A 10789-nucleotide genomic window follows, 5' to 3' on the forward strand; every position below is an offset into this window, starting at 1 on the left:
CCGCAGGCAACGACGCCTCCAGCCGCTCCGACGCCGTGTCACCGTCCCGACGCCCGGTCACCACACCACCCTCGACCTTCACCTCCGACAACAACGTCACCTGCGGCACACCCAACCGCTCCGCCAGCAACGCCGGAACCACACCCATCGTGCCGTCCGTCGACGCCATCCCCGAGATCACCAGGTCATAACCCGTCTTCTCGACCGCCTTCGCCAGCACCAACGACGTACCCACCGCATCCGAACCGTGCAGACCATCGTCCTCGACGTGAACAGCCTTGTCCGCACCCATCGACAACGCCTTGCGCAACGCGTCCTTGGCATCCTGCGGACCCACCGTCAACACGGTGACCTCCGCATCATCCGCCCCGTCCGCGATCTGCAACGCCTGCTCGACCGCATACTCATCCAGCTCCGACAACAGACCGTCGACATCCTCACGATCCAACGTCAGGTCATCGGCGAAATGCCGGTCACCGGTCGCGTCGGGCACGTACTTCACACAGACAACGATCCTCAAGCTCACGCCGGCTCTCCTACTGCATCGTCATTTCCGGGCTGCCTTGTTGCACGCAGCATAGGCGCCTGATGGGGCGATTTCCGGTCGGGGCGACCGACGCTCCGACCGTAATATTACTCGCCAGTACACCCAGTGCCTGCCCCATGGGCAAGCGCTTTGAACTGTGATCTGCCCAACGCTCGGCGCCCGGGTGCCACCGAGGAGTTCTCAGTCTCGCAGAGCCGTGAACCGGCCCCGGTGATAGACCAGCGGCCGCCCGGACCCGGCCGGGTCCCCGACAACCGCCTGGGCGATCACGATCCGATGGTCCCCCGCCGGGATCCGCGCCACGACCCGGCAGACCAGCCACGCCAGCACACCGTCCAGGACCGGAACGCCTTCCGGGCCACTGCGCCAATAGGTGGACGGACCGAACCGGTCGGCACCGCTGCGCGCGAAGGTGGCGGCCAGCTCCTGCTGATGCTCGCCGAGTATGTGGACTCCGATGTGCTCCGCCTCCGCGACGACCGGCCAGCTGGAGGACGAGGTGCCCACACCGAAGGAGATGAGTGGTGGCTCGGCGGCCACGGAGTTGAGGGAGGTGGCCGTGAAGCCGACCGGCCGGTCACCGGCGGCGGTGATCACGGCGACTCCGGCGGCGTGCTGCCGGAACACGGAGCGAAGGAGGTCGGGGGATGCAGTCCGGGCGTTGCCGAGCTCGGGTGATGCCGTCATGGAGAGGTCGTCCTTCTGCGCGTCGGGGGTACGGGGCCGTGGATGCTCAGGCATCCGGACAGCGCGCGCTCGCGTTGCGGGCGAGGTCGACATGGACCCGGCCGTAGAGAAGGAGTACTGGCGGCATAGCGTCAGACTGACGATGCGTGGCGGGTGCAGTCAAGACCGTCCCACAAGGTGGGAGATGCATCACGGCCCGTCATATCGCCTGCCCCAGTGCGGCCACGACATCGACGGTGCGTGGCTGCCCGACGGCCCGTCGGACGATCCGGCCGGAGGCGTCGAGCACCAGAACGGTGGGGGTTGCGCTGATGTCGAGCGCACGCACCAGAGTGAGATGCGCCTCGGCATCGATCTCCACGTGGACGACGCCGTCGACCATTGCCACCACTTCGGCGAGCGTGCGCCGGGTGGCCCGGCAGGGCTGGCAGAAGGCGCTGGAGAACTGGACGAGAGTCGCCCGCTCCCCCAGTTCCACGCCGAGTTGGGCGATATCCAGCCTGTTCACCTGCGCCTGCCCGTCCATCTCCGGCCTCCTGTCAGAGCTCTGCCCAAAGAGTCAGCACCCGCGTCCGCCTGGACATTCCCGGCCGTCGCACGTGACGAGAATCTCGCGCCCCGCGCCCGCCGAGACTGGCCACCACGACGCGCATGGGGCACGATCGGCCCAATGCCGAAAACCTACGGCTGCGTAACTTCCGCCGGGAGAACCCTCCCCAGGCGCTGAAGAAGGGTCTCCCCCAGATGGCAGAACTCGTCTATCGGCCGGTCATCGGCGCCGCTCGTACGTTTTTCAAGGCGCTCGACCTGAAGATCGACACCCAGGGTTCGGAGCACATCCCGAAGACTGGTGGCGCGGTTCTGGTCAGCAACCACATCAGCTATCTGGACTTCATCTTCACCGGGCTCGCGACGCTGCCGCAGAAGCGGCTCGTCCGCTTCATGGCGAAGGAATCGGTGTTCCGGCACAAGGTCTCCGGACCGCTGATGCGCGGCATGAAGCACATCCCCGTCGACCGCAAGCAGGGCGAGGACGCGTACGCGCACGCCCTCGCCTCGCTGCGCTCGGGCGAGATCGTCGGCGTGTTCCCCGAGGCGACGATCTCGGAGTCCTTCACGCTGAAGAACTTCAAGTCGGGTGCCGCGCGGCTGGCCCAGGAGGCCGGGGTGCCGCTGATCCCGATGGCGCTGTGGGGAACCCAGCGGCTGTGGACCAAGGGCCGCCCGCGCAACTTCAGGCGCAGTCACGTCCCGGTGACGATCCGCGTGGGCGAGCCGGTGGAGGCCCCCACCGATCAGTACGCGGGCGCGATCACCCGCCGGCTGCGGGAGCGCGTGCAGGAACTCCTCGAAGCCGCGCAGCGCGCCTACCCGGTGCGCCCGAGGGACGCGAGTGACACCTGGTGGGTTCCCGCGCATCTGGGCGGTACGGCCCCGACACCCGCCGAGGTCCGCGAGCGGGGCTGACGCCGACCGGTCGGCGGCCGCGGCTGAAACGTCACTCCGGCGTACGTACCGCGCCAGGCGGCCGGGTGCGGGTCCTCGTGCGGGGGCCGGCCGGCGAGTCGCCGGACGAGGCGGCGGGCGGTCTCGTCACGCATCAGAGCGCCACCGGAAGCGTGCGCCAGAGCTGGGTGCGGTCGGCAGCAGCCCGCAGGCTGCGCAGAACCAGCGGATGAGGCGCCGCATACAGGTGCGGATAGTCCACTTCATTGAACTTCGGCCGCACGGACCAGGCCAGTCGTTCCTCATCCAGCGAAAACCGCGCGTCGACGCCCGGCCGGTTGCCCCGCGGGTCCTGACGGTCCCAGCGGTCCCGGCCGGGAAGCCGCAGCGCGATCAGCCCGTGCACCGGCCCCGGGTTCCCGTCGTCGTCCACGAGCCGCTGGTAGCAGAAGGCCGCCGGAATACCCTCCGCGCGCAGCAGAGCGGCCAGGGCGTGGGATTTGGCGTGACAGATGCCGTTGCGGGCCGCCAGGACGTCCGAGGCGCGCCAGGTGACCCGCATGTCGCCCGAGTCGGCGGAGTGCGCGACGCCGTCGCGCACGAAGTCGAAGGCGGCAGACGCGTATGCGTATGTGTCGCCGGCTGCGGAACGCAGGTGCGCGGCCGTCTCCCGGACCAGCGGATGTCCGTGGTCGATCGCCTCGTCCGCCGCGAGGTAGGCGGAGATTTCGGGGACCTGCTGAATCAGCTCCATGGTCGCCGAGCGTAGGTATGCGGCCGACCGGAAGTCAATCATTTTCCAGTCGACCGCATGGTTATGCAGATATCGTCAGGCCGCCATCTCTTCCTTCAGCGCGAGGACGAACGTGTCGACATCGTCCTCCGTGGTGTCGAAGGCGCACATCCAGCGCACGTCCCCGGCCTTCTCGTCCCAGAAGTAGAAGCGGAAGCGCTTCTGCAGCCGCTCGCTCACCGCGTGCGGCAGCCGCGCGAAGACGGCGTTGGCCTGGACGGGGTGGAGGATCTCCACGCCGTCCACCGCACGGACCCCCTCGGCGAGCCGCTGGGCCATGGCGTTGGCCTGCCGGGCATTGCGCAGCCAGAGGTCGCCGGCGAGCAGCGCCTCCAGTTGCACCGAGACGAATCGCATCTTGGAGGCGAGCTGCATCGACAGCTTGCGCAGATGCTTCATCGCGCGGACGGCGTCGGGGTTCAGGACCACGACCGCCTCGCCGAAGATCGCCCCGTTCTTCGTGCCGCCGAAGGAGAGCACATCGACGCCGACGGTGTTGGTGAAGGTACGCATCGGTACGTCCAGGGAGGCCGCGGCATTGGCTATCCGGGCCCCGTCGAGGTGGACCTTCATCCCGTGCCCGTGGGCGTGCTCGCAGATGGCGCGGATCTCGCCGGGTGTGTAGACCGTGCCGAGCTCGGTGTTCTGGGTGATCGAGACGACCTGCGGCATGGCGCGGTGCTCGTCGTCCCATCCGTACGCCTGCCGGTCGATGAGCTCGGGCGTGAGCTTGCCGTCCTCCGTGGGCACCGTGAGTAGCTTGAGGCCGCCGACCCGCTCCGGGGCACCGCCCTCGTCCACGTTGATGTGGGCGGATTCCGCACAGATGACCGCACCCCAACGGTCGGTCATCGCCTGGAGCGAAACCACGTTGGCACCGGTTCCGTTGAACACCGGAAAGGCTTCGGCGGTGGGGCCGAAGTGGCTGTGCATCACACGCTGGAGATGACCGGTGTACTCGTCCTCGCCGTAGGCGATCTGATGTCCGCCGTTGGCGAGGGCGAGGGCGTGCAGGATCTCCGGGTGGGTTCCCGCGTAGTTGTCACTGGCGAAGCCGCGTACCTGCGGGTCGTGATGACGACGCGCGTCGGTCCTTACGGTTGCGGGGTCAGCCACAGGCGCTTTCCGTTCACTTCCGGGGCAGGCCGGTCCCAGACGCCGGCGATGGCATCGGCCAGCTCCTTGACGTCGGTGAAGCCCGCGAACTTCGCATTCGGGCGCTCGGCGCGCATCGCGTCGTGCACCAGTGCCTTCACGACCAGGATCGCAGCCGCGCTCCGGGGCGCTTCCTCGCCCCCCGCCTTGCGGAAGGCGTCCGCGAGCGCGAGGGTCCAGGCCTCGGCCGCCGCCTTCGACGCGGCGTACGCGGCGTTGCCCGCGGTGGGGCTGCTCGCGCCGGCCGCGCTGATCAGCACGTAGCGGCCGCGGTCGCTGCGCTGCAGACCGCCCTGGAAGGCCAGCGAGGTGTGCTGAACGGTACGGATCAGCAGCTTCTCCAGCAGCGTCCAGTCGGCGAGATCCGTCTCGGCGAAGCCGGAGCTTCCGCGCCAGCCGCCCACGAGGTGGACGAGCCCGTCGATCCGGCCGAACTCCTTCTCCGTCCTGTCGGCCCACTCATGGGCGGCACCGAGGTCGAGCAGATCCACGGTGTCCCCGGTGACGGTGGCGCCGCCGTGGGCGTAGCGGGCCGCGTCCACCGCCTCGGCGAGCCGGGTGGCGTTCGCGTCCGAGGCGACGACGACCGCGCCCGCCTCGGCGAGCCTGAGCACCGTGGCCCGGCCGGCCGGTCCGGCCGCCCCTGCCACGGCGACCACAGCGCCTTCGAGCGCACCGCTCCCGCTGCCCTTGCCGTTTCCGTTCATGGCCACCGCCTCCTCGCTCCGTGCACTCACGCGGCCGCCTGCCCGGCGTCCGCGGCGGTGATCCCCTTGGTGGAGGCGATCACGTTCTTCAGCTTCTTGGAGAGCGCCTCATAGAACATGCTCAGGGGAAACTCGTCCGGAAGCACGTCGTCAACGAGTTTGCGGGGCGGCTGGGAGAGGTCCAGGGCGTCGGGACCCTTGGCCCAGCGGGAGCCGGGGTGGGGTGCCAGATAGGTGGCGACCAGGTCGTACGCGGCGAACCAGTGGACGAGCTTGGGGCGGTCGATGCCGTCGCGGTAGAGCTTCTCGATCTCGCCGCAGAGCTGGTTGGTGACCTGCGGGGCCAGCTCCCAGTCGATCTTCAGCGTGTTGTCGGTCCAGCGCACGACATCGTGCTTGTGGAGGTACGCGAAGAGCAGCTGGCCGCCGAGACCGTCATAGTTGCGGACGCGCTCGCCAGTGACCGGGAAGCGGAACATCCGGTCGAACAGCACGGCGTACTGCACGTCGCGGCCCTGGCCGAAGCCGTCGGCCTCCAGCTTCACGGCCTCCCGGAAGGCGGTGAGGTCGCAGCGCAGCTCTTCGAGGCCGTACATCCAGAACGGCTGGCGCTGTTTGATCATGAACGGGTCGAACGGCAGGTCACCGTGGCTGTGGGTGCGGTCGTGAACCATGTCCCAGAGCACGAAGGCCTGCTCGCAGCGCTGCTGGTCGCCGACCATGTCACGGATGTCCGCGGGCAGCTCGATGCCGAGGAGCTCGACGGACGCCTCGGTGACCCGGCGGAAACGGGCGGCCTCGCGGTCGCAGAAGATGCCGCCCCAGCTGAAGCGCTCGGGGGCCTCGCGCACGGCGATGGTCTCCGGGAAGAGCACCGCGGAGTTGGTGTCGTACCCGGAGGTGAAGTCCTCGAAGGTGATCCCGCAGAACAGCGGGTTGTCGTAACGGGTCGCCTCCAGGTCGGCGAGCCACTCGGGCCAGACCATCCGGAGCACGACCGCTTCGAGGTTGCGGTCGGGGTTGCCGTTCTGCGTGTACATCGCGAAGACGACCAGGTGCTGCAGCCCGTCGGCGCGCTCCTTGGCCGGCTGGAAGGCGAGCAACGAGTCGAGGAAGTCCGGGACGCCGAAGCCGTCGACGGCCCAGCGGCGCAGGTCCGCGACAAGGGCTCGGTGGTACGCGGCGTCGTGCGGGAGCAGCGGGGAGAGCTCCTCGACCGCGGCGGTCACCCGGCCCAGCGTTGCCCCGGCGACCGCCAGGGAAGGCGCGCCCTCGGCGTCGAAGTCGATGGACCCGTCCTTCGACTGCCACGGACGGATCTCCTCCACGGCATTCTTGAGCGCGGGCCAGGCCGGGTGCTCGATCACCCGCTGGGCGGCAGTTATGCCGTCGGCTGCAACGTCGTGCACAAGAATTTCCGTCATAACACTTCCTCCACGGGAGAACCTCGCGTCAAGTAACCGTATCTGTGTGCAGTTCTCCAAGACAAGTGGGGATCTGGAAATTATCCTGCCCAACCCCATGGTCACCGCGTTTTTTCCTGCGCTACAGCGTTGCGGCAGCCGCTTCCATGGGCGGGTGGCGATGAGGGGCTGTCCGGAGGGACCGCCCGGAGGGGCGAGGGCCCCCGCCGTCGCACGTCTGCCCGGCAAACCCGTGCGGGACACGCCCACGCATGAGCGACGCGGCTCGCGGGGCGTGCGCCTCGGCCGATAGGACGGACCGCGTCAGCTCATTCCGTACCACTCCGGAGAACCGCCGCGTGAGCATTCGTGCCGTCCTGGTCGCCGCCGTCATCACCGGGTTCCCGCTCGGCGCAGCCGATGTCCAGGGGCACGGCGCCCCGCTCCCCCGCCCGGCCGCCCCGCTCGCCGCGCGCTGATCCACCACGGATTGCCGGACAGCCCTTAGGGTGCCGAATTGCGGTCATGCCGTAGTGCCGCGTGGGTAGGAGCAGCACGCGGGGAGACGCCGTCGACGGAAGCGAGAGTGCCTTGTCTTTTCTCACCATCGGTCATCGCGGGGTGATGGGTGTCGAGCCGGAGAACACCCTGCGTTCGTTCGTCCACGCCGAGCAGGCCGGGATGGACCTCATCGAACTGGACCTTCACCTGAGCAAGGACGGCGCCCTCGCTGTCATGCACGACGCCGAGGTGGACCGTACGACCGACGGCAAGGGCCCCATCGCGGAGAAGACCCTGACCGAGCTGCGTGAACTCGACGCCGGCCGGGGCGAGCGGGTACCGGTCTTCGAAGAGGTTCTGGACGCCGTGGGATCTCCGCTGCAGGCGGAGATCAAGGACGTGGCCGCCGCCCGCACGCTGGCGGAGGTGATGCGGCGGCGCGATCTCGTCGACCGGGTCGAGGTGATCTCGTTCCACGACGAGGCGATCGCCGAGATCGCGCAACTGGTGCCCGGTGTGCGCACGGCACTCGTCGCCAGTCGCTGGGGCGAGGACGTGGTGGACCGCGCGAAGGCGGTGGGCGCCACCCGGCTGGTGCTCAACGTCCGGCGCATCACCCTGGAGCTGGTCGAGAAGGCGCACGCCGAAGGGCTGACGGTGGTCGGCTGGGTGGTCAACACCCAGGACCACCTGCGGCTCGCCCGCGGGCTCGGGCTCGACGGCGCGACCACCGACTTCCCGGAGATCCGCCGCGCGGGCCGCTTCACCGCATAGCCGCTTCTCAGTCCGTCGGGAGGTCCTTGACCAGCAGTTCGAAGGCGAGATCGTCGCGCTGCGGGATACCGAAGCGCTCATCGCCGTACGGGAACGGGCTCATCTGTCCCGTACGGCGGTAGCCGCGGCGCTCGTACCAGGCGATCAGATCGTCCCGGACCGAGATCACGGTCATGTGCATCTCACGCACCCCCCAGCTCTCCCGGGCGGTGCGCTCGGCCTCGGCGATGATCACCTTGCCGAGGCCTCCGCCCTGGAGCGAGGGGCGGACCGCGAACATTCCGAAGTAGGCGGCCTCACCCCGGTGCTCGAGCTGGCAGCAGGCGACCGGCCCGCCGTCGCGCTCCACCACGAGCAGCCTGCTGCCGGGGTTCTCCACCACCGCGCGGACCCCCTGCGGGTCGATCCGCTGCCCCTGGAGGATGTCCGCCTCGGTGGTCCATCCGGTGCGGCTGGAGTCACCGCGGTACGCGGACTGGATGAGCTCCACGAGTGCGGGCACATCCGCGTCGGTCGCGTCGCGGAAGGTCAGCTCTCCCGAGTCCCGGGGCGGGGCGGTGTTCATGAGGGGGCTCTCCGTTTCTCTGCTGTGGCCGTGCCGCAGCAGCGTAACCCCCGGCCGGGAGCCACGGCCTGCCGTCGGGACCGAGCAGACCGCTGCGCGCCCGCCAGGGATCGCGGGTGAGGCCGTTAGGCTCCGGATCATGGTTCATGTGCTGAGCAGCCGGATCCTGTTGCGCCCCACGGACCCCGAACGCTCACGTGCCTTCTACGGGGGGTCCCTCGGCCTGCCCGTCCACCGGGAGTTCGGCACCGGTCCCGAGCGGGGGACGGTCTACTTCCTGGGCGGCGGCTTCCTGGAAGTGTCCGGACGCGGTGACGCGCCACCGGCCCCCGGGCTGCTGCTGTGGCTCCAGGTGGCCGATGTGCGGGCGGCGTACGAGGAGGTGTCGGCCCACGGTGTCGAGGTGCTGCGGGCGCCGAGGCGTGAGCCCTGGGGACTCGACGAGATGTGGATCTCCGATCCGGACGGGGTCCGCATCGCCGTCGTCGAGGTGCCCGAGGACCATCCGCTGCGCTTCCGGCCCTGACATCCGGAGCCGCTCGCACCAGCCGTTTCGCAATACACCCCCGCCGCGCGCTCCCCCAGTACTCCAGTGCGCCGCGTACAGGCGTCCGGCCCCGGGCATCGACTAGGCGACGGCGATGTCGTTCGCCCGGGGGAGGTCCGCTGTGCATGGTCCGGCGATGTCCGGCTGGCTGCTGATGGCGTTGTGCGCGCTGACGGGCGCGTACTGCCTGCTGCGTACCCGCAGCGGGACCGGGGAGGAGCGCAGGACGGCGCGCGCGGAGGCCGTGATGGGCTTCGGGATGGCCGCGATGGCGGTGCCCGCGGCCGTCCTCGCCCCGCCCGCGTGGGGATGGGCCGTGTACGCGGCGCTGTTCGGCGTCGCCGCGTTGCGCGCCCTGTGGTTCTCCCGCCGCAGCGGTCACCATCTGCACCATCTGGTCGGCTCGTCGGCGATGGTCTACATGGCCGTCGTGATGGCGGGTCCCGGCGGAGCGGCGCACGGCGGGCACGGATCGCACACCATGGCGGCGGCCGGGGGCGTACCACTGCTGACCGGACTGCTCCTCGCCTACTACGCCGCCTATGTACTGCACTCGGGCTCCCGGCTGGTCCCGGTGGCCACGATGACGACCGGCGGCGGGGCCGTGGCGGGCGGACCGCCGTCGGCCGGCTGGGCCGGCCTGCCGGAGCTGGCGCTGGCCTGCCGTCTGACCATGGGGATATCGATGTTCGCGATGCTGCTCACTCTGTGAGACAGCTGACCCGGCAAACCGTGGCGTACGTCACTTGGCGAGCACAGCCATACCCGTGCGTGCCGTGCCCCTCATAAGGTGACGCCATGTTGGTCTCCCTCGCGCTGCTGCTGCTCGGTGCACTGGCCGCCGTCGTGACCCCGCGGCTGATGGCGCGGGCCGAATGGCCGGAGCGCGAGCCCGTCGTGGCGCTGTGGGTGTGGCAGTGCGTGGTGGCCGGTGTGCTGCTCTCCTTCGCACTGTCCATGACGTTCAGCGCGGCCGCGGCCTGGCAGGCGGTGCGCGGCCATGTCTTCGCGCCCGCGCCGCACGCCGTCGTCGAGGCTTACGCCCTTGCGGCGTACGGGCCCTGGTCGGCCGTGATGGCCGTGCTGCTGGCACTGGGCGGTGTGTGGACGGCCGCGATGCTGACCCGGGAGATCCACCGGGCGCAGCTGCGTCGCAGGCGGCGGCGGGCCGAACTCCTGGTGCGCTCCCCGCTGATGCCCGGCGAGGAGCCCGGCAGCGAACGGCTGGTGGTACTGGAGGGGGAACGGCCCGATGCCTGGTGGCTGCCGGGCGCGGCACCCCAACTGGTCATCACCACCGCCGCGCTGGGGAGGCTGAAGGGCCGTCAGCTGGATGCGGTGCTCGCGCATGAGCAGGGGCACGCGAAGGCGCGCCACGACTGGCTGCTGAACTGCTCCGCCGCGCTGGCGTCCGGGTTTCCGCAGGTGCCGGTGTTCGCGGCGTTCCGCGGCGAGATGCACCGGCTCGTCGAGCTGGCCGCCGACGATGTGGCGTCACGCCGCTTCGGCCGGCTGACGATCGCCCTGGCGCTGGTCGAACTCAACGAGGACCGGGGCGTGTTCGGCCCGTCCCCGACACCGGACGCGCAGGTGCCGCTTCGGGTCGACCGGCTGCTGGCGCCTGCGGGGCGGCTCACCGCGGGCCGCCGGCTGCGGCTGACCGC

13 protein-coding genes are annotated in these 10789 nt (G+C 69.9%); 5 read left to right on the top strand and 8 right to left on the bottom strand.

The annotated features are described in order from the left end of the window. The 3 genes from J1C73_RS18750 to J1C73_RS18760 all read right to left on the bottom strand — a co-directional run. Positions 1 to 526: electron transfer flavoprotein subunit beta/FixA family protein (locus tag J1C73_RS18750; protein ID WP_207317418.1), on the bottom strand; the 526-nt coding region annotated here is incomplete at its 3' end. Between the two features lie 201 nt (positions 527 to 727). Next, positions 728 to 1234: a flavin reductase family protein gene (locus J1C73_RS18755; RefSeq protein ID WP_207317426.1), complete on the bottom strand. Its 507-nt coding sequence runs from the start codon at positions 1232 to 1234 to the stop codon at positions 728 to 730. A gap of 199 nt (positions 1235 to 1433) precedes the next feature. Continuing rightward, the gene (locus tag J1C73_RS18760) at positions 1434 to 1760 is read right to left on the bottom strand and encodes a TlpA family protein disulfide reductase (RefSeq protein ID WP_123467483.1); all 327 of its coding nucleotides are present in this window, start codon (positions 1758 to 1760) and stop codon (positions 1434 to 1436) included. 218 nt (positions 1761 to 1978) lie between these two features. On the opposite strand from J1C73_RS18760, the gene J1C73_RS18765 reads away from it, so the two are divergent. Continuing rightward, positions 1979 to 2701: a lysophospholipid acyltransferase family protein gene (locus J1C73_RS18765; RefSeq protein ID WP_207317419.1), complete on the top strand. Its 723-nt coding sequence runs from the start codon at positions 1979 to 1981 to the stop codon at positions 2699 to 2701. 133 nt (positions 2702 to 2834) lie between these two features. On the opposite strand, the gene J1C73_RS18770 is transcribed toward J1C73_RS18765, so the two are convergent. The 4 genes from J1C73_RS18770 to J1C73_RS18785 all read right to left on the bottom strand — a co-directional run bounded on the left by J1C73_RS18770 (position 2835) and on the right by J1C73_RS18785 (position 6759). Then, the gene (locus J1C73_RS18770; RefSeq protein ID WP_207317420.1) at positions 2835 to 3434 is read right to left on the bottom strand and encodes a transglutaminase-like domain-containing protein; all 600 of its coding nucleotides are present in this window, start codon (positions 3432 to 3434) and stop codon (positions 2835 to 2837) included. Positions 3435 to 3509: 75 nt separating this feature from the next. Further along, on the bottom strand, positions 3510 to 4589 hold the full coding sequence (locus tag J1C73_RS18775) for a threonine aldolase family protein (RefSeq protein WP_123467489.1): 1080 nt from the start codon (positions 4587 to 4589) through the stop codon (positions 3510 to 3512). Then, entirely contained in the window at positions 4568 to 5335 is a 768-nt protein-coding gene (locus tag J1C73_RS18780; RefSeq protein ID WP_207317427.1) for an SDR family NAD(P)-dependent oxidoreductase, read from the bottom strand. Before J1C73_RS18780 ends, J1C73_RS18775 begins: the two co-directional genes overlap by 22 nt. Positions 5336 to 5361: 26 nt before the next feature. Further along, complete coding sequence (locus J1C73_RS18785; protein ID WP_207317421.1) at positions 5362 to 6759, bottom strand: DUF6421 family protein; 1398 nt, start codon at positions 6757 to 6759, stop codon at positions 5362 to 5364. 570 nt (positions 6760 to 7329) lie between these two features. On the opposite strand from J1C73_RS18785, the gene J1C73_RS18790 reads away from it, so the two are divergent. Beyond that, a complete protein-coding gene (locus tag J1C73_RS18790; protein WP_123467495.1) occupies positions 7330 to 8013 on the top strand; it encodes a glycerophosphodiester phosphodiesterase in 684 nt (227 codons plus the stop codon). Between the two features lie 7 nt (positions 8014 to 8020). On the opposite strand, the gene J1C73_RS18795 is transcribed toward J1C73_RS18790, so the two are convergent. Then, positions 8021 to 8578: a GNAT family N-acetyltransferase gene (locus J1C73_RS18795; RefSeq protein ID WP_207317422.1), complete on the bottom strand. Its 558-nt coding sequence runs from the start codon at positions 8576 to 8578 to the stop codon at positions 8021 to 8023. Positions 8579 to 8717: 139 nt separating this feature from the next. On the opposite strand from J1C73_RS18795, the gene J1C73_RS18800 reads away from it, so the two are divergent. From J1C73_RS18800 to J1C73_RS18810, 3 genes are all read left to right on the top strand, one after another. Next, positions 8718 to 9104, top strand: a complete 387-nt coding sequence (locus J1C73_RS18800) for a VOC family protein (RefSeq protein WP_207317423.1) — start codon at positions 8718 to 8720, stop codon at positions 9102 to 9104. A gap of 142 nt (positions 9105 to 9246) precedes the next feature. Beyond that, entirely contained in the window at positions 9247 to 9837 is a 591-nt protein-coding gene (locus J1C73_RS18805) for a DUF5134 domain-containing protein (protein ID WP_207317424.1), read from the top strand. 86 nt (positions 9838 to 9923) lie between these two features. Beyond that, positions 9924 to 10789: M56 family metallopeptidase (locus tag J1C73_RS18810; RefSeq protein WP_207317425.1), on the top strand; the 866-nt coding region annotated here is incomplete at its 3' end.

Origin of the sequence: Streptomyces laculatispora, from assembly GCF_017353455.1 — a bacterium.
Classification (GTDB): Bacteria; Actinomycetota; Actinomycetes; order Streptomycetales; family Streptomycetaceae; genus Streptomyces; species Streptomyces laculatispora.

Bases quoted from the DNA above. Each gene is read 5' to 3' on its own strand.
- J1C73_RS18755 (WP_207317426.1), bottom strand. From the start codon at position 1,234: ATGACGGCATCACCCGAGCTCGGCAACGCCCGGACTGCATCCCCCGAC.
- J1C73_RS18760 (WP_123467483.1), bottom strand. From the start codon at position 1,760: ATGGACGGGCAGGCGCAGGTGAACAGGCTGGATATCGCCCAACTCGGC.
- J1C73_RS18765 (WP_207317419.1), top strand. From the start codon at position 1,979: ATGGCAGAACTCGTCTATCGGCCGGTCATCGGCGCCGCTCGTACGTTT.
- J1C73_RS18770 (WP_207317420.1), bottom strand. From the start codon at position 3,434: ATGGAGCTGATTCAGCAGGTCCCCGAAATCTCCGCCTACCTCGCGGCG.
- J1C73_RS18780 (WP_207317427.1), bottom strand. From the start codon at position 5,335: ATGAACGGAAACGGCAAGGGCAGCGGGAGCGGTGCGCTCGAAGGCGCT.
- J1C73_RS18785 (WP_207317421.1), bottom strand. From the start codon at position 6,759: ATGACGGAAATTCTTGTGCACGACGTTGCAGCCGACGGCATAACTGCC.
- J1C73_RS18795 (WP_207317422.1), bottom strand. From the start codon at position 8,578: ATGAACACCGCCCCGCCCCGGGACTCGGGAGAGCTGACCTTCCGCGAC.
- J1C73_RS18800 (WP_207317423.1), top strand. From the start codon at position 8,718: ATGGTTCATGTGCTGAGCAGCCGGATCCTGTTGCGCCCCACGGACCCC.